The 18035-nt window shown below is 60.3% G+C and carries 17 protein-coding genes and 2 pseudogenes; 9 read left to right on the plus strand and 10 right to left on the minus strand.

All coding sequences use genetic code 11. The features are described 5' to 3' along the window. Positions 1 to 1046: pseudogene (gene betT, locus D8V06_RS02820) on the plus strand (choline transporter BetT); the annotation flags it as partial. A gap of 8 nt (positions 1047 to 1054) precedes the next feature. On the opposite strand, the gene D8V06_RS02825 reads toward betT, so the two are convergent. Then, entirely contained in the window at positions 1055 to 1315 is a 261-nt protein-coding gene (locus D8V06_RS02825; RefSeq protein ID WP_056852094.1) for a hypothetical protein, read from the minus strand. A 136-nt stretch (positions 1316 to 1451) separates the two neighbouring features. Here D8V06_RS02825 and D8V06_RS30695 point away from each other — a divergent pair. From D8V06_RS30695 to mgrA, 4 genes and pseudogenes are all read left to right on the plus strand, one after another. Beyond that, positions 1452 to 1550: pseudogene (locus D8V06_RS30695) on the plus strand (LysR family transcriptional regulator); the annotation flags it as partial. A gap of 131 nt (positions 1551 to 1681) precedes the next feature. Continuing rightward, complete coding sequence (locus D8V06_RS02835) at positions 1682 to 1864, plus strand: type II toxin-antitoxin system HicA family toxin (protein ID WP_130904538.1); 183 nt, start codon at positions 1682 to 1684, stop codon at positions 1862 to 1864. Positions 1865 to 1923: 59 nt separating this feature from the next. Next, positions 1924 to 2325, plus strand: coding sequence for a type II toxin-antitoxin system HicB family antitoxin (locus D8V06_RS02840; RefSeq protein ID WP_056852096.1), 402 nt, complete (start codon positions 1924 to 1926; stop codon positions 2323 to 2325). A 132-nt stretch (positions 2326 to 2457) separates the two neighbouring features. Then, positions 2458 to 3495, plus strand: coding sequence for an L-glyceraldehyde 3-phosphate reductase (gene mgrA, locus D8V06_RS02845; protein ID WP_130930401.1), 1038 nt, complete (start codon positions 2458 to 2460; stop codon positions 3493 to 3495). Between the two features lie 121 nt (positions 3496 to 3616). On the opposite strand, the gene tauD is transcribed toward mgrA, so the two are convergent. From tauD to D8V06_RS02885, 7 genes are all read right to left on the minus strand, one after another. Further along, positions 3617 to 4459, minus strand: a complete 843-nt coding sequence (gene tauD, locus D8V06_RS02850; RefSeq protein WP_130907202.1) for a taurine dioxygenase — start codon at positions 4457 to 4459, stop codon at positions 3617 to 3619. A gap of 53 nt (positions 4460 to 4512) precedes the next feature. Next, the gene (gene tauC, locus D8V06_RS02855; protein ID WP_130930402.1) at positions 4513 to 5346 is read right to left on the minus strand and encodes a taurine ABC transporter permease TauC; all 834 of its coding nucleotides are present in this window, start codon (positions 5344 to 5346) and stop codon (positions 4513 to 4515) included. Further along, positions 5343 to 6137, minus strand: a complete 795-nt coding sequence (gene tauB, locus D8V06_RS02860; RefSeq protein ID WP_130930403.1) for a taurine ABC transporter ATP-binding subunit — start codon at positions 6135 to 6137, stop codon at positions 5343 to 5345. The genes tauC and tauB overlap by 4 nt, the downstream gene beginning before the upstream one ends. A gap of 15 nt (positions 6138 to 6152) precedes the next feature. Beyond that, positions 6153 to 7130, minus strand: coding sequence for a taurine ABC transporter substrate-binding protein (gene tauA, locus D8V06_RS02865; RefSeq protein ID WP_130930404.1), 978 nt, complete (start codon positions 7128 to 7130; stop codon positions 6153 to 6155). 320 nt (positions 7131 to 7450) lie between these two features. Then, complete coding sequence (gene gshA, locus D8V06_RS02870) at positions 7451 to 9034, minus strand: glutamate--cysteine ligase (RefSeq protein WP_130930405.1); 1584 nt, start codon at positions 9032 to 9034, stop codon at positions 7451 to 7453. Between the two features lie 271 nt (positions 9035 to 9305). Next, positions 9306 to 9689 carry a PaaI family thioesterase gene (locus tag D8V06_RS02880; RefSeq protein WP_056852103.1) on the minus strand — a complete coding sequence of 128 codons (384 nt, stop codon included), beginning with the start codon at positions 9687 to 9689 and terminating at the stop codon, positions 9306 to 9308. Continuing rightward, entirely contained in the window at positions 9689 to 12013 is a 2325-nt protein-coding gene (locus tag D8V06_RS02885; protein WP_130907198.1) for a Tex family protein, read from the minus strand. Before D8V06_RS02885 ends, D8V06_RS02880 begins: the two co-directional genes overlap by 1 nt. 360 nt (positions 12014 to 12373) lie before the next feature. Between D8V06_RS02885 and ompR the strand changes: the two genes are divergently transcribed. Then, positions 12374 to 13114, plus strand: coding sequence for a two-component system response regulator OmpR (ompR, locus tag D8V06_RS02890; RefSeq protein WP_008032260.1), 741 nt, complete (start codon positions 12374 to 12376; stop codon positions 13112 to 13114). A 115-nt stretch (positions 13115 to 13229) separates the two neighbouring features. Further along, positions 13230 to 14543 (plus strand): ATP-binding protein, encoded by a 1314-nt coding sequence (locus tag D8V06_RS02895; protein ID WP_056852106.1) that lies wholly within the window; start codon positions 13230 to 13232, stop codon positions 14541 to 14543. A 178-nt stretch (positions 14544 to 14721) separates the two neighbouring features. On the opposite strand, the gene rimK is transcribed toward D8V06_RS02895, so the two are convergent. Further along, positions 14722 to 15627 carry a 30S ribosomal protein S6--L-glutamate ligase gene (gene rimK, locus D8V06_RS02900; protein ID WP_007972871.1) on the minus strand — a complete coding sequence of 302 codons (906 nt, stop codon included), beginning with the start codon at positions 15625 to 15627 and terminating at the stop codon, positions 14722 to 14724. Further along, a complete protein-coding gene (locus D8V06_RS02905) occupies positions 15624 to 16043 on the minus strand; it encodes an ATP-dependent zinc protease (protein WP_236708394.1) in 420 nt (139 codons plus the stop codon). The genes rimK and D8V06_RS02905 overlap by 4 nt, the downstream gene beginning before the upstream one ends. A 275-nt stretch (positions 16044 to 16318) precedes the next feature. Here D8V06_RS02905 and D8V06_RS02910 point away from each other — a divergent pair, with 275 nt between their 5' ends. Beyond that, positions 16319 to 16723, plus strand: coding sequence for a S4 domain-containing protein (locus D8V06_RS02910; RefSeq protein ID WP_130907197.1), 405 nt, complete (start codon positions 16319 to 16321; stop codon positions 16721 to 16723). Between the two features lie 216 nt (positions 16724 to 16939). Then, positions 16940 to 17842, plus strand: a complete 903-nt coding sequence (hslO, locus tag D8V06_RS02915; RefSeq protein ID WP_056852109.1) for an Hsp33 family molecular chaperone HslO — start codon at positions 16940 to 16942, stop codon at positions 17840 to 17842. The last annotated feature ends 193 nt before the right edge of the window (positions 17843 to 18035 follow it).

The following is an 18035-nucleotide window of genomic DNA, read 5'->3' on the forward strand; positions in this document are numbered from 1 at the left end:
TGGGCGGCTGGACCGTGTTCTATTGGGCCTGGTGGATCGCATGGTCGCCGTTCGTAGGCCTGTTCATCGCGCGGATTTCCCGTGGCCGGACCATCCGCGAGTTCGTCTTCGGCGTGCTGTTGATTCCGCTGGGTTTCACCCTGGCGTGGATGTCGATCTTCGGCAACAGCGCCATCGACCAGGTGCTCAACCACGGCATGAGCGCGCTGGGCATGTCGGCCATCGACAACCCCTCGATGACCCTCTACCTGCTGCTGGAAACCTACCCGTGGAGCAAAACCGTGATTGCGGTCACGGTGTTCATCAGCTTCGTGTTCTTCGTCACTTCCGCCGACTCGGGCACCGTGGTGTTGTCGACCCTGTCCGCCAAGGGTGGCAACCCGGATGAGGATGGGCCGAAATGGCTGCGGGTGTTCTGGGGAGCAATGACGGCGCTGGTGACCAGTGCGCTGCTGTTCTCCGGCAGCATCGACGCATTGAAGTCAGCGGTGGTCCTGACCTCGCTGCCGTTCTCGCTGATTTTGCTGCTGATGATGTGGGGTCTGCACAAGGCGTTTTATCTGGAATCGCAGAAACAGATCGCGCAACTGCATTCCCTGGCACCGGTGTCCGGCTCGCGGCGCGGTGGCTGGCGCCAGCGCTTGAGTCAGGCGGTGCATTTTCCGTCGCGGGACGAGGTGTATCGCTTCCTCGACACGACGGTACGTCCGGCGATTGAAGAGGTCTCGGCGGTATTCGTCGAGAAGGGCCTCAAGGTGATCACCCATCCAGAGCCGGTCAACGACAGCGTCAGCCTGGAAATCGGTCACGGCGATGAACACCCGTTTATCTACCAGGTGCAAATGCGTGGCTACTTCACGCCGTCGTTTGCCCGGGGTGGCATGGGCTCCAAGGAGCTCAACAATCGTCGCTACTATCGGGCCGAAGTGCACTTGAGCGAGGGCAGTCAGAACTACGATCTGGTGGGCTATACCAAGGAGCAGATCATCAATGACATCCTCGATCAGTACGAACGGCACATGCAGTTCCTGCACCTGGTGCGTTGATCGGTCTCTCAGGTCTCGGTGGTCAGCACCATGAACAACACGAGCGCCGCCACCGGGATACCGAACACGGCGCTTCCCACCACCAGCTCGGTGCTTAACGGCTGGCCGGCATGCACGATGCCGACCGCGCCGTTGATCAACGTCAGCGCCAGCCACAGCACGATAAAGCTGTAGGCCAGAATCTGGCGGCTGAAGCCGATTTTCTCGCCGATGTAGAGCATCAGCGCCAGGAGAATCAGGCCAAAGGTGATGATGATCGTCGTGTGCATGGTGGGTTTCGCCATTTAAATGTGTGTTGCCGTAAAGGCCGTCATCGCGGGCAAGCCTTTACTGATTCAACCCCATACAGCGAGCATAGTTAAACCATCCCGCCTGCGTCAGATCACCAGCGCCAGTCCTGCTTACCTGCCAATTTCAGTGCTGTACACGCACAACCGACACATGTCGCCACGGGTCCGGGTGTTTGTGGATTGGATGGGGGAGGTGTTTGCGAAAGCGCAGTAGCCGCCGGTCCGAGAGGAAAAGTCGACTTCGTCCAGATCGGCTATTATTTTGCCAAGTGTGTATGGTGTGTATTGTTTCCACTTCGACCTGCTTAAAGTACGCAGCGATTGCTGTGGAAAAAGGCGAAGGAAATGCGAAGTCGGGAAATGATCAGGATGATCGAGGACGATGGTTGGTATCTGGTTGCCGTAAGGGGAAGCCATCATCAGTACAAGCATCCCTGCAAGCCCGGGAGGGTGACGGTCAAACACCCGGATTCGGATCTTCCGAAAGGAACGATCAGCAGCATATTGAAACAGGCGGGACTCAAATGATGCCCGCCACCAGATACGAAAGTCCCTGCAGGGACACATCACATGAAGGGCTCATCGAAATGAATTTCCCGGTTGTTCTGCACAAGGATGCCGACTCGGACTACGGAGTGATCGTCCCTGATGTGCCAGGTTGTTTCTCGGCCGGCAGCACCGTGGCGCAGGCACTTGAAAGCGTGAAAGAGGCGCTGTCCCTGCACTACGAAGGGTTGGTAGCCGATGGCGAGCCATTGCCACAGGTACGCGAGATTGATGCCCACCTTGAAAATCCCGATTACGCAGGTGGTGTGTGGGCGGTAGTTGAGTTTGATATCACGCCTTATTTCGGCAAGTCAGTGCGCTTCAATGCGACGTTGCCGGAACAGTTGCTTGAGCGTATCGATCAGACTGTCAGACGTGATCAACGCTACAGTTCGCGCTCCGGTTTTCTGGCGGCGGCAGCTCTGCGCGAATTGTCGGCATAAGGTTAGGCGAAAGAAATATGAAACGTTTCAGCAATTAGTCGAGTCCGGGGTTTTCTGGTGTTTGTCTGAGGGTATGCTGGGCGACTGGCGAAGCAGTCGAGACCAGATTCAAGACAGACAAGAGAGGATTCGATGACTTACACCGCTGCCGAAAACCGCTACGACTCCATTCCTTACCGCCGCGTTGGTCGCAGCGGTCTGGTGCTGCCGGCGCTGTCGCTGGGCCTGTGGCACAACTTCGGCGACAGCACGCCGATCGACACCCAGCGGGCGCTGCTGCGTACGGCGTTCGACCTGGGCATCAACCATTTCGACCTGGCCAATAACTACGGTCCGCCATACGGCAGCGCCGAGATCAATTTCGGTCGATTGCTGCGGGAAGACTTCAAGCAGTACCGGGATGAGTTGATCATCTCCAGCAAGGCCGGTTGGGACATGTGGCCCGGTCCTTACGGTCAGGGCGGCGGTTCGCGCAAGTACGTGCTGGCCAGCCTCGACCAGAGCCTGCAGCGTCTGGGCCTGGACTACGTCGACATTTTCTATTCGCACCGCTTCGACCCGGATACGCCGCTGGAAGAAACCGCCAGCGCATTGGCCACGGCAGTGCAGCAGGGCAAGGCGTTGTACATCGGCATCTCGTCGTACTCAGGGGTGAAAACCCGTGAGATGGCGGCATTGCTCAAGGAGTGGAAGGTGCCGTTGTTGATCCATCAGCCGGCCTACAACCTGCTCAATCGCTGGGTGGAAAAAGATCTGCTCGACACCACTGACGAACTGGGCACCGGCGTGATTGCGTTTACACCGCTGGCTCAGGGTTTGCTGACCGACAAATACCTCAACGGTGTCCCGAGCGACGCGCGGGTCAACCGTCCGGGCGGCGGTTCGTTGCAGGCTTCGCACCTGTCCGAGACCAACATTGCCCACGTGCGTGCACTCAATGAAATCGCCAAGCGCCGCGGTCAGAGCCTGGCGCAACTGGCACTGGCCTGGACCCTGCGCGACCCGCGGGTGACGTCGGCACTGATCGGTGCGAGCCGGCCAGAGCAGATCATCGAGAACGTCGGGGCGTTGCGGAACTTGAGCTTCAGTGCAGAGGAGCTGGCGGAGATCGATCGTTTTGCCCAAGAGGGCGGGATCAATCTGTGGGAGAAGCCTTCGACGGCTGAGTGACAGCATGATCGTTCCCACGCTCCGCGTGGGAATGCATCAACGGACGCTCCGCGTTCGGCTTTCGGATGGGACGCGGAGCGTCCCGGGCGGCATTCCCACGCAGAGCGTGGGAACGATCAAATCAGCGAAAAAACGGCACATCCCCCAACACTGTCGCCCGCTGCATCACCCGCCGCGCCGGCCGGTAGTCATCCACCGCGTAATGCTGAGTCACGCGGTTGTCCCAGAAGGCGATGTCGTCTTTCTGCCAGCGCCAGCGAATGGTGAATTCCGGCCGTGTTGCGTGGGCGAACAGGAACTTCAGAATCGCCTCGCTCTCGGTTTCCGACAGTTCGTTGATCTTCGAAGTGAAGCCTTCGTTGACGAACAGCGAGCGGCGCCCGCTCACCGGATGGGTGCGGATTACCGGGTGCGACAGCGGCGGATTCTTGCGCCGCGCTTCTTCCCATTGGGCCAGCGCTTCAGGCGTGTTGCCATAGCGCTCCAACGGAAACGAACGGGTGAAGTCGTGGGTGGCGGTCAGGCCTTCGAGCAAGGTTTTGAACGGTGCCGACAACGCTTCATACGCTGCGATTCCACTGGCCCACAAGGTATCGCCACCAAACTCCGGCAACAGCTTGGCGCTGAGCACCGCGCCCATGGCCGGGGTCGGCAGGAAGGTCACGTCGGTGTGCCAGATCGCGTTGTCGCGCACGTCGGTGACGGCGGTATCGAGGATCAGCACTTGCGGTTGCTCCGGCACATTCGGGTAGATCGGGTGAATGTGCAGGTCGCCGAAATTGGCGGCGAAACGCGCCTGCTGCTGTGGGGTGATTGGCTGGTCGCGGAAGAACAGCACTTGATGCTTGAGCAGCGCTTGTTCGATGGCATCACGCTGTTCCAGATTCAGCGGCTGGCTGATGTCGACGCCACTGATCTGTGCGCCGAGGGCAGAGCTGAGGGGGACGATGGTCAGGTGGCTCATGGTGGTTCTCTTCAATCCGGGGCTGTCGGCGTAGTCAGTGCGATCAAAACGTATCAGTGAGCCTGGCCGTGCCACGGCACCAGTTTGCGTTGCAACTTGCGCAAGCCCATTTCCATGGCGAAGGCGATCAGCGCGATCACCAGGATCCCCAGCACCACCACATCGGTGACCAGGAACTGCGCGGCCGACTGCACCATGAAACCCAGGCCGCTGGTGGCGGCAATCAGCTCGGCGGCGACCAGTGTCGACCAACCCACGCCCAAACCGATGCGCACGCCAGTCAGGATGTCCGGTAATGCACTGGGCAAAATCACATGTCGAATCAACTGTGCCCGCGTCGCACCCAGGGACTGCGCAGCGCGCAGCTTGGCCGGGTCCACCGTGCGCACACCGGTGGCGGTGGCAATGGCGATCGGAGCGAAAATCGCCAGGAAGATCAACAGCACTTTCGACAACTCGCCAATGCCGCACCAGATCACGATCAGCGGCAGATAGGCCAGCGGTGGAATCGGGCGATAGAACTCGATCAGCGGATCGAGAATGCCGCGAGCTATGCGATTGTGGCCGATGGCAATGCCGACTGGGACAGCCGTCAACACCGCGAAGCCCAGGCCCAGGCCGATGCGGCTGAGACTCGCGCCCAAGTGCTGCCACAGGGTTGAATCCATGTAGCCGCTGGTCGCCAGCAGCCAGCCTTTTTGCAGCACGGCCGATGGTGACGGCAGGAATAGCGGCTCGATCAAACCGGTCGCCGTCACGGCCCACCAGATGACAATCAGCGCGACCAGCGTCAGCACACTGATCCAGCGCGTACTCAAACTGCGGCGCACAACGATTGCGGTGGTGTTTGTCTTGACCGCCGCTGCGGGAATTTCATAGCTGCTCATGCGTGCTCCTGCCGTGGAACGGCGCTGCGTTGGGAGAACACTTTGGCGAGCACGTGTTCGCGGGTTTCGATAAAGCGCGGGTCGGACTTGATCGAGCGCGCCGACTCACCGGCGGCGTAACGCTGGCCGAAATCGAGGCTCAGGCGTTCGACGATTTGCCCGGGATTGGGCGCCAGCAGAATCAGATCCGTGGCGAGGAACACCGCTTCTTCAATGTCATGGGTGATCAGGAATACCGGTTTGGCAGTGCGCCGCCAGACTTGCAGCAGCAGCTCCTGCATCTGCTCGCGGGTGAACGCGTCGAGCGCGCCGAAAGGTTCGTCCATCAGCAAGACGCGAGGGTCGGCAGCGAGGGCGCGGGCCAGGCCGACGCGCTGCTTCTGGCCGCCGGAGAGTTGCCAGATCCGGCGGTTTTCGAAGCCTGAAAGATCCACCAGCGCGAGCATTTCCCGGGCACGGATTTCGCGTTTGTCCCGAGAGACGCCCGCCAGCTCAAGGCCAAAGCCGACATTGGCCAGCACGTCTTGCCAAGGCAGCAAGGCGTCGTCCTGGAACACCACGCCACGTTCGGCGCTCGGGCCTTTTACCGGCACGCCATCGAGGGTGATGCGCCCGGCGCTGGGTGCGACGAATCCGGCAATCAGGTTCAACAGCGAAGTCTTGCCACTGCCGGACGGACCGAGGGCGACCAGCAATTGCTGCGGCCCCAGGCTCAAGGAAATATCCGCCAGCACAGGTGCAGGGCTGCCAGGGTACTGTGCACTGATGCGCTCCAGCTGTAGCAAAGCCATCGAGTCGACTCCCGATCAGTTGGTGATGAACTTGGCGCTGACGTACGGCGCGTAGTCCGGCAGCACGGCTTCGACCTTGCCTTGTTCCTTGAGGAACACGGCGGTGTCGGTGATGGCCTTGGTGGTTGGTGCTCCGAGGCTGGTCACTTGATCGGCCGCCAATGGGTAGACGTTGCCTTGCAGCAGCAGTGGAATGTCGCTGGCCTTGGCGCCGGAGAGCTTCACCAGTTTGTCGACGTTGCTCTGGTTGGCGAGCCAGGCTTGCGGGTCTTTGCGGTAATCGGCGTAGGCGTCCAGGGTCACTTTGGCGAACGCGGTGACGATTTCCGGGTGCTTCTCGGCGAAGTCCTTGCGCACGATCCAGGCATCGAAAGTCGGCGCACCGAACTTGGCCAGTTCGCCGGAAGTGATCAGCACTTTGCCGTTTTCCTTGGCGACACCCAGGGCCGGGTCCCAAACGTAAGTAGCGTCGATGTCACCGCGTTTCCACGCGGCAATGATGGCCGGCGGGGCGAGGTTGAGGACGGTGACTTTCGACGGGTCGATGTTCCAGTGCTTGAGCGCCGCCAACAGGCTGTAGTGGCCGGTGGAAACGAACGGCACGGCGATTTTCTTGCCGATCAGGTCTTGCGGGGTCTTGATCCCGGAGCCGTCGCGGGCCACCAGGGCTTCGGCAGCGCCGATCTGGGTAGCGATAAGGAATGTTTCCACCGGGACTTTACGGGTGATGGCCGCGGTCAACGGGCTGGAACCGAGATAGCCGATTTGCACGTCGCCGGAGGCGATTGCAGCAATGATGTCGGCACCGTTATCGAATTTGCGCCAGCTGATGTCGGCCTTGGTGGCTTTCTCGTAAGCGCCGTCAGCCTGGGCGACTTTCGCCGGGTCAACGGTGGTCTGGTAAGCAACAGTGACGTCGGCCGCCTGGGCAAACAAACTGACTGCTGCCAATGACGCGGCCGCCAGCAGGCGAAGAGGGAAGTGCAGTTTCATCAGGATGCTCCTTGTCAGGCGGACGAAAGTCGGCGTGAAAGGAGACTAAATGATCTAAGAATCCGAAAATAAATAACTTTTTCGAATGAGCTTATGAGCGGAAAAATCTAAGCAGCTACCCTGATCGTTCCCACACTTTGCGTGGGAACGATCATAGTTCTAAGGCGGATGGTAGAGAGAGCCTTTGTGGCGAGGGAGCTTGCTCCCGCTGGAGGACGAAGGACTCCCAATTTCATCCAACGCGTTGTGTCAGGTCAACGCGTTGTCTGGACTGCTGCGCAGCCGAGCGGGAGCAAGCTTCCTCGCCACAGGGATTGCTGTCAGTTACTGATCGCCAGAATGCTCGCCTGATACGACCCGACAAACACATCGAAATCGCCGACTTCGTTCTGCTCCAGCTCAACCTGCTGTGCCAGCGACGCACGAGCCAGTTCTTCGAACTTCGCCTGTTGCTCGGCCGGCAACGGCTCGCTGCGGAAAAACTGCGCATGGGCCTGGCTCTGACGCAGGGAGAACTGAGCGAAGCTTTCCTTGTGTTCAGCCATTGCCGCCAGCACCTGGGCGGACGGCGTCAAGGCTGGGTCCTGGACCTTGGCCAGCTGCGCATCCAGCGCCTTGCTGTGAGCATCGCCGCCGTGGCTCTGGTCCAGCAGCGCCGCCAGTGGCGCGATGCTTTCCAGCAATTGGCCTGCCCACTCTTTGAGGTCGACCGGTTGCCCGTCGCGTTGCAATTGCAGGCCCGGACGGCGCCCTTCCTTGACCACGCTGAGGAAGTTCGAAGTCGCGTTGCTGCAACTGGTATTGGTCAGCAACGGGCTGTCGTTCAGCGCGCAGTACAGCAGGAAGGCGTCGAGGAAACGCGATTCAGTGATATCGATACCCATCGGCAGGAACGGGTTGATGTCCAGGCAACGCACCTCGACGTACTGGATACCACGGGCCATCAGCGCCTGGATCGGCCGCTCGCCGGAGTAGGTCACGCGTTTGGGGCGAATGTTGGAGTAGTACTCGTTTTCGATCTGCAGGATGTTGGTGTTGAGCTGAATCCACTCACCGTCCTTGTGCGTGCCGACTTCGACGTAAGGCGCGTAAGGCGTGGCCACCGCTTTGCGCAGGCTGTCTGTGTAACTGACCAGGTCGTTGTAACACGGCGTCAGGCCGGCCTGGGCGTTGCTCTGGTAGCCCAGGTCACTCATGCGCAGGCTGGTGGCGTACGGCAGGTACAGGGTATCCGGATCGAGCTGTTCCAATTGGTGCGAACGACCGCGCAGGAAACCTGCATCCAGCGCCGGCGAGGCACCGAACAGGTACATCAGCAGCCAGCTGTAGCGGCGGAAGTTGCGGATCAGTGCGATGTACGCCGACGACTGATAATCGCGGTCGGTGCCGACAAAGCCTTCAGCCTGTTTGAGCAGCGGCCACAGCTTTTCGGGCAGGGAAAAGTTGTAGTGAATCCCGGCGATGCACTGCATGGTCTTGCCGTAACGCAGGGCCAGGCCCTTGCGGTACACGTACTTGAGCTGCCCGATGTTGGAGGTGCCGTAATAGGCGATCGGGATATCTTCCTCGGCCGGCAACGGGCACGGCATCGATGGACTCCACAGGTACTCGTTGCCGAGCTTGCTGTAGGCAAAACGGTGAATGCTGTCCAGGCTCGCCAGCGTATCGGCAGGATCGGGCAGGGCCGGGGTGATGAACTCCAGCAGCGACTCGGAATAGTCGGTGGTGATTTGTTCGTTGGTCAGCGCGGAACCCAATTCTTCCGGGTGCGGCGTTTGCGCCAGGCGACCTTCGCCGGTCACGCGCAGGCATTCACGTTCGATGCCGTGAAGGCACTGTTCGAGCAGAGAGAGGTTAGCGCGCTCGCCGAGCAGGGCCAGGCGGCGGTTGAGAAGTTCGCTCAAGTTGGATTCCTTCACGCGTCAGTCGCCCCAATATGGGGGTGGGCAAGACGGTCTACAAGGGTGAAGTTGAAACTGGCGTTTTCGCCTGGTTTTGGAGCCGCTCAGGCCATATGCCGGTCAGTCAATCACTGCGCAATCCCTGTGGGAGCGAGCCTGCTCGCGATGAGGGCGGATCAGTCAACATTCATGTCGTCTGTCCCACCGTCATCGCGAGCAGGCTCGCTCCCACAGGTTTCTAATCGCGAAATTAACTCAAATCGATGACATCTAGCTACAGGACAGCGAACGTGCCTTGCGCTTTTGCGACCAATTTGTCGCCTTGCATCACATCGGCCTCGACCACCAGCGTGCGGCGGCCCGGGTGTATCACCCGCGCCGTGCACATCACCTCACCGCCTTCGACGGCGCGGATGTAGTTGATCTTGCACTCGATGGTCGCGCTCTGCTGGTCAAAGCCATGGCTGCTGGAACAGGCCAGCCCCATGGCAATGTCCACCAGACTGAACAAAGCCCCACCGTGCAGCTTGCCGGCGCGATTGCGCAGTTCTGGCGCAAGCCCCAGGGCGACTTGCGCCACCCCGGTTTCCAGGCTGTGCAAGCGACAGCCCAGCAACTTGAAAAAAGCGCTTTCGGTATACCCCGCAGGGATCTCCATCAACGCTTCTTCAATTGCTTGGCGTTGGCGAACAGCGACGCCATGGCGTTATTGGCCGGAGCCGCTGCCGTGGTTTCCTTGCGCGGCGCGCTGTTCTGCGATTGACGCGGGGCCGAGCCCGGACGGGCGCCACGAGCACCGTCGATTTTCTCGCCCGGGGTGTCGCTCATGCGCATCGACAGCCCTACGCGTTTACGCGGGATGTCGACTTCCATGACCTTGACCTTCACCACGTCACCGGCTTTCACCGCTTCGCGTGGATCCTTGATGAACTTCTCGGAAAGAGCCGAGATATGCACCAAACCGTCCTGATGCACACCGATGTCGACGAACGCGCCGAAGTTGGTCACGTTGGTCACCACGCCCTCGAGGATCATCCCCAGTTGCAAGTCCTTGAGGTCTTCGACGCCTTCCTGGAACTCGGCGGTCTTGAACTCTGGGCGTGGGTCGCGGCCAGGTTTTTCAAGCTCTTGCAGGATGTCGGTCACGGTTGGCAAACCGAAGGTTTCGTCGGTGTACTTCTTCGGATCGAGGCGCTTGAGGAACGCAGCGTCGCCGATCAGCGAGCGGATGTCGCGGTCGGTTTCAGCGGCAATGCGCTGTACCAGTGGATAGGCTTCCGGGTGCACTGCCGACGAGTCCAGCGGGTTTTCACCGTTCATGACACGCAGGAAACCGGCGGCCTGTTCAAAGGTTTTCTCGCCCAGGCGTGCGACTTTCTTCAAGGCTGCGCGGGTTTTGAACGCGCCGTGCTCGTCACGATGGCTGACGATGTTCTGCGCCAGGGTCGCGTTGAGGCCGGAGATGCGCGCCAGCAGCGCCACGGAAGCAGTGTTCACGTCCACGCCTACGGCGTTCACGCAATCCTCGACCACGGCGTCCAGGCCACGCGCCAGTTTCAGTTGCGACACGTCGTGCTGGTACTGGCCGACACCGATGGATTTCGGATCGATCTTGACCAGCTCTGCCAACGGGTCTTGCAAGCGACGGGCAATCGACACCGCGCCACGGATCGATACATCCAGATCCGGGAATTCCTTGGACGCCAGTTCCGAAGCCGAGTAAACCGATGCACCGGCCTCCGAGACCATGACTTTGGTCATCTTCATCGCCGGGTATTTTTTGATCAGTTCGGCGGCGAGCTTGTCGGTCTCACGGCTGGCGGTGCCGTTGCCGATGGCGATCAGATCCACCGAATGCTTGGCGCACAGGGCGGCGAGAATCGCGATGGTCTGGTCCCACTTGTTATGCGGCACGTGCGGGTAAACCGTGGCGTGATCGAGCAGCTTGCCGGTGGAATCGACGACGGCCACCTTGCAACCGGTACGCAGGCCCGGGTCGAGGCCCAGGGTCGCGCGCGGGCCGGCCGGCGCCGACAGCAGCAGGTCGTGCAGGTTGTGTGCGAACACATTGATCGCTTCGGTTTCCGCGCCGTCGCGCAGCTCACCCAGCAAGTCGGTTTCCAGATGGGTGTAGAGCTTGACCTTCCAGGTCCAGCGCACCACTTCGCCCAGCCATTTGTCGGCGGCACGGTTCTGGTTCTGGATGCCGAATTGCTGGCCGATCATGCCTTCGCACGGGTGCATGGTGCCCGGCAGTTCGTCGCCGACTTTCAGTGCGGAGCTGAGGATGCCTTCGTTGCGGCCTCGGAAAATCGCCAGGGCGCGGTGCGACGGCATGCTTTTCAGCGGTTCGTCGTGTTCGAAGTAATCACGGAACTTGGCGCCTTCCTCTTCCTTGCCGGCGATCACGCGGGCACTGAGGGTCGCTTCCTGCTTGAGGTAGTTGCGCAGCTTGTCGAGCAGGCCGGCGTCTTCGGCGAAGCGCTCCATCAGGATGTATTTGGCGCCTTCGAGGGCCGCCTTCACATCGGCCACGCCTTTTTCCGCGTCGATGAAACGTGCGGCTTCGGTTTCCGGGCTCAGGGTCGGGTCGTTGAACAAGCCATCGGCCAATTCGCCGAGGCCGGCTTCCAGGGCGATCTGGCCCTTGGTGCGGCGCTTCTGCTTGTACGGCAGGTACAAGTCTTCGAGGCGGGTCTTGGTGTCGGCGAGTTTGATGTCGCGTTCCAGTTGCGGCGTCAGCTTGCCTTGCTCCTGGATGCTGGCGAGGATGCTGATGCGCCGTTCGTCGAGTTCTCGCAGGTAGCGCAGACGCTCTTCCAGATGACGCAACTGGGTGTCATCGAGGCTGCCGGTCACTTCTTTCCGGTAACGGGCGATGAAGGGAACGGTAGAGCCTTCATCGAGTAGCGCGACGGCCGCTTCGACCTGTTGTGGGCGTACGCCGAGTTCCTCGGCGATGCGGCTGTTGATGCTGTCCATAAAACCACCTGACAAATTGTGAAAGCAGGCTCGCAGGCACGCAGTTAGGGCCTCGGCGAGTCTGGTTGAGCGGCCTGGCCTGCGCCGCTACCTGGATCAAAAGGTATCCCGTTGACCCGTGAAATCGAACAATTACTGCCGACGCCCTGAAAAAAACGACGCCTGACTGTAGTACCTGTCTGATGTTGCCTGACACAAAAGGCCGCGCATTATAACCAGCGTTCCGGCATTCGGGGGCATTGCGGGCCGAGGCTTCAATGGCCGGTTTTCTGGCGGTAAAGGAAAAATCTGCTAACAATGCACACGGTGCGTATAACGGCAGCTACGCCATAATGCGCGCCGAGCTAAAAGGAGCATCCAATGAGCAGCACTGCAAACATTGCTGAAGGCGAAAAAATTCTTATTGTTGACGACGACCCGGGCCTCAGCAGCCTGCTGGAGCGTTTTTTCGTCAGCAAGGGCTATCGCGCCCGCGCCGTACCGAACACCGAGCAAATGGACCGCCTGCTGGCACGCGAAGTGTTCAACCTGGTCGTCCTCGACCTGATGCTGCCCGGTGAAGACGGCCTGACCGCCTGCCGCCGCCTGCGTGGCGCGAACAACCAGATTCCGATCATCATGCTGACCGCCAAGGGCGATGAGCTGAGCCGTATCAAGGGCCTGGAACTGGGTGCCGACGATTACCTGGCCAAGCCGTTCAACCCCGATGAGCTGATGGCCCGTGTCAAAGCCGTCCTGCGTCGCCAGTCGGCTCCGGTGCCGGGCGCTCCTGGCAGCGAAGACGAAAGCGTGACCTTCGGTGACTACGAGCTGTCCCTGGCCACCCGCGAACTCAAGCGCGGTGACGAAGTGCACATGCTCACCACCGGTGAGTTCGCCGTGCTCAAGGCCCTGGTGATGAACGCCCGTCAACCGCTGACCCGCGACAAACTGATGAACCTGGCCCGTGGCCGCGAGTGGGATGCCCTGGAGCGTTCCATCGACGTGCAGATTTCCCGTCTGCGCCGGATGATCGAACCCGATCCATCCAAACCGCGTTATATCCAGACGGTCTGGGGCGTGGGCTACGTGTTCGTTCCGGATGGCGCCGCCACCAAGTGATCGGCGATTTGTAGGAGCGGGTCTTGCGGGCAACGGGTCAGATGACTTTGCTCGCAGACTCGCGATCCGCAATATGCGAGCATCGCTCGCTCCTGCAAGTGTGTAGCGGTTATCCATGAAAACCCCCGTTTGGTTCCCCCAGAGCTTTTTCTCCCGCACCCTTTGGCTGGTGCTCATCGTCGTTCTGTTCTCCAAGGCGCTGACCCTGGTTTATCTGTTGATGAACGAAGACGTGCTGGTGGATCGTCAGTACAGCCACGGCGTTGCCCTGACGCTACGCGCCTATTGGGCGGCCGATGAAAACAATCGTGACAAGATTGCCGAAGCCGCGACCCTGATCAGGGTGGTGGGCGCTGGCGTGCCGGAAGGCGAACAGCATTGGCCCTACAGCGAGATCTATCAGCGGCAGATGCAGGCTGAATTGGGGGCCGACACCGAAGTCCGGTTGCGCATGCATTCGCCTCCGGCGCTGTGGGTTCGCGCGCCAAGCCTGGGGGATGGCTGGCTGAAAGTGCCGCTGTATCCGCACCCATTGCGTGGCCAGAAAATCTGGAATGTACTGGGCTGGTTCCTGGCCATCGGTTTGCTGTCTACCGCTTCGGCGTGGATCTTCGTCAGTCAGCTCAATCAACCTCTGAAGCGCCTGGTCTACGCCGCGCGACAACTCGGCCAGGGTCGCAGTGTGCGCCTGCCGATCAGCGATACACCGAGCGAAATGACCGAGGTTTATCGCGCCTTCAACCAAATGGCCGAAGACGTCGAGCAGGCCGGTCGCGAGCGCGAACTGATGCTGGCCGGAGTTTCACATGACTTGCGCACGCCCTTGACCCGTTTGCGCTTGTCCCTGGAATTGATGGGCGACCGCACAGACCTGACCGATGACATGGTTCGGGATATCGAGGACATGGATGCGATTCTCGATCAGTTCCTGGCGTTCATTCGCGACGGCCGGGATGAGTCGGTGGAAGAGGTGGACCTGAGCGATCTGGTCCGCGAGGTTGCCGCGCCGTATAACCAGAACGAAGAAAAAGTACGCTTGCGCCTGGAGCCGATCCAGCCGTTTCCATTGCGTCGGGTATCGATGAAGCGCTTGCTCAACAACCTTATCGGCAATGCGCTGCACCACGCAGGCAGTGGTGTGGAGGTGGCGGCGTACGTGTCTGGGGATGTGAGCGCACCTTACGTGGTGTTGAGCGTCATGGACCGTGGTGCCGGGATCGATCCGTCCGAGCTGGAGGCGATCTTCAACCCGTTCACCCGCGGTGATCGTGCCAGAGGCGGCAAAGGCACGGGGTTGGGGCTGGCGATCGTCAAGCGCATTGCCTCGATGCACGGCGGCAATGTTGAACTGCGTAACCGTACTGGTGGCGGGCTGGAAGCGCGGGTGCGCTTGCCGTTGGGGTTGATGCTACCGCGGGATGCCGTCTAACCCGATCGTTCCCACACTCTGCGTGGGAATGCCTCTTCGGACGCTCCGCGTTCGGCTCTTGGGGGGGGCGCGGAGCGCCCCCGGCTGCATTCCCACGCAGAGCGTGGGAACGATCACCGATCTTGCGACTGCTACGCAGCCGAGCGGGAGCAAGCTCCCTCGCCACAGTGGTTGTGTCTCAGCCCTTGCCTTTGGTCCGGGTCATGTTCGGGCCGCCATTCTTCTCCAGATGCTCAATGATGATCCCCGCCACGTTCTTGCCAGTGGTGGTCTCGATCCCTTCCAGCCCCGGCGATGAGTTCACTTCCATCACCAGCGGCCCGTGATTGGAGCGCAGGATATCGACCCCCGCCACCGCCAGCCCCATGACCTTTGCCGCACGCAAAGCAGTCATGCGTTCTTCCGGGGTGATCTTGATCAGGCTGGCACTGCCACCGCGGTGCAGGTTGGAGCGAAATTCGCCGGGTTTGGCCTGGCGCTTCATGGCCGCAATCACCTTGTCGCCGACTACAAAGCAGCGAATGTCGGCGCCACCGGCTTCTTTGATGTACTCCTGGACCATGATGTTCTGCTTGAGGCCCATGAACGCCTCGATCACCGACTCAGCCGCGGTGGCGGTTTCGCACAGCACCACACCGATGCCTTGGGTGCCTTCCAGCACCTTGATCACCAGTGGCGCTCCGTTGACCATTTCGATCAGATCGGGAATGTCATCCGGTGAGTGGGCAAAACCGGTGACCGGCAGACCAATGCCCCGGCGCGACAACAATTGCAGCGACCGCAGCTTGTCCCTTGAACGGGCAATAGCCACCGATTCGTTGAGCGGAAAAACCCCCATCATTTCGAACTGGCGCAACACTGCGCAGCCATAAAAAGTAACGGATGCACCGATCCGCGGAATCACCGCGTCGAAGCCCTCCAGCGGCTTGCCGCGGTAGTGGATCTGCGGTTTATGACTGGCAATGTTCATGTAGGCGCGCAGGGTATCGACCACCACCATTTCATGGCCGCGTTCGGTACCGGCTTCGACCAGGCGACGGGTGGAATACAGACGCGGGTTCCGCGACAGCACAGCGATCTTCATGCAACACCTGTGGAGGAGGTAGATACCGGGAACACCGGCTTGTCTTGTACATACTTGATACCCGGATTGACCACCAGTTGGCCGTCGATCAAGGCTTTGGAACCGAGTAACAGGCGATATCGCATGGACTTGCGGCAGGCGAGGGTGAACTCGACCCGCCAGACCCGATCACCGAGGGCCAGGGTGGTGCTGATCACGTATCGCACCTGCGCGTGACCGTTGGAGCTTTTGATGGTTTTTCTTGTCACCAGCGGGGCTTCGCAGCGCCGGTGACGCAACTGCACCACCGTGCCCAGGTGCGCCGTGAAGCGTACCCACTGCCCACCGTCGCGCTCGAACGTCTCGATGTCGGTGGCATGCAGGCTGGAGGTGCTGGCGCCGGTGTCGATTTTTGCGCGAAGGCCGGCGACTCCCAGATCCGGGAGCGCCACCCACTCGCGCAGACCGACAACGGTCAAATGGTCAAATGTCTTCAAAATGGCTCAACCGGTAGAAACCACGGTGGCCGCAGGCGGCCGAATCCGCGGTATTCACGCAGAATAATGGTTAAAAGGCGACAGATATCTACGGCCCGGATTGCCAGCCCCACAAGGAGGTTATGGAATGTCAGCATTGTAGTCCGGGCCGGAGTAATTCTTGGTACGACAGAACGGTAGTACAGTTCACCAATATTTCAGAACGAGGAAATCCCATGGCACAAAAAAACGAAGAGGACGACAAAGTCCGCCTCGATAAATGGTTGTGGGCTGCACGGTTTTACAAAACTCGCGCCTTGGCCAAGGCAGCGATTGAAAGTGGCAAGGTGCATTGCCGCGGTGAGCGTTGCAAGCCTGGCAAGGAGCCACGTATTGGCGACGAATTTGTGATCCGCACCGGTTTCGAGGAACGCACGGTGGTGGTCAAGGCGCTGTCGATCGTGCGCCGAGGCGCGCCGGAAGCGCAGACGCTGTACGCGGAAACTGACGCCAGTATCGCCAAGCGAGAAAACGCCGCCGCCGAGCGCAAGGCGGGCGCCCTGGGCTTGAGCACCGATGGCAAGCCGAGCAAGAAGCAGCGCCGGGATCTGTTCAAGTTTCGGGGCAGCAGCAACGAATGATTGACCTCGCCGCCGATCGCACCAACCCGGCCAAGACTTGTAATTGCACCTGCGCGTAGCCATATGAGGTAATTCGCCTGCCGTGTATGTGCCGTTCGTCGTAAAACGCGCGCAGTCGCCGGCCTGTAAGCCATAACCAGACAGCCAGGGGCTGTGGCCAAGGCGTAACCTCGAATTCTGTAATCACTTTTGTCTCCACTTCAGATACCCAGACTTATGACCGACCTACCGGATAACGACTTCACTCAACGCTTCATCTTCGATGACAGCGACACCCGTGGCGAGATGGTTTCGCTGGAGCTCAGCTACGCTGAAGTCCTGGCCAAACACGCCTATCCGGAGCCGGTTGCGCAACTGCTCGGCGAACTGATGGCGGCGGCGGCGTTGCTGGTCGGCACCTTGAAGTTTGATGGCTTGCTGATCCTTCAGGCCCGCTCCGAAGGCCCGATCCCGTTGCTGATGATCGAATGTTCCAGCGAGCGCGACATCCGAGGCCTGGCCCGTTATGAGGCCGAGCGGATTGCGCCCGACGCCACCCTGGCCGATCTGATGCCCGACGGCTCGCTGACACTGACCATCGACCCGACACAAGGCCAGCGCTACCAGGGCGTGGTCGATCTGGACGGTGAAACGCTGTCTGACTGCTTCACCAACTACTTCGTGATGTCCCAACAGATCGGCACGCGCATCAAGCTTTGCGCCGATGGCCGTCGCGCCCGTGGCCTGTTGCTGCAGCAACTGCCTGCCGATCGCCTGAAAGACGAAGAAGAACGCGCCGCCAGCTGGCAGCACCTCACCGCGTTGAGCGGGACGTTGACTGCCGATGAGCTGTTGGGCCTGGACAACGAAACCGTCCTGCATCGTCTCTACCACGAAGAGCAAGTGCGTTTGTTCGACGTGCAAAAACTGCGCTTCCGTTGCAGCTGCTCGCGCGAACGTTCAGCCAACGCACTGGTCAGCCTGGGTATGGAAGACGCGCAGAATCTGGTGGTTGAACACGGTGGTAAGATTGAAATCGACTGTCAGTTCTGCAACCAGCAATACCTGTTCGACGCCGCCGATGTCGCTCAATTGTTCGCCGGCGCGGGTGTCGAGACCCCGTCAGATACCCGTCACTAAAACGGTTCAGCGCAGGTAAATTCACTGCTCGGTGCCGGATTTACGCCGTTACGACAGGAGGGGCCTACTTTTTTTGGGCTTTTCTGGCATAATCCGGGCCACTTTTTTCGCGGTAGTAGTGCACGACTTTCTACTACAAAAACGTTTGGAGCACTCGGCCACTGGCCGACGGGGAACCTCATGACGCAAGCCA

The sequence above is a fragment of the Pseudomonas sp. Sample_24 genome (genome assembly GCF_004307605.1).
GTDB lineage: Bacteria > Pseudomonadota > Gammaproteobacteria > Pseudomonadales > Pseudomonadaceae > Aquipseudomonas.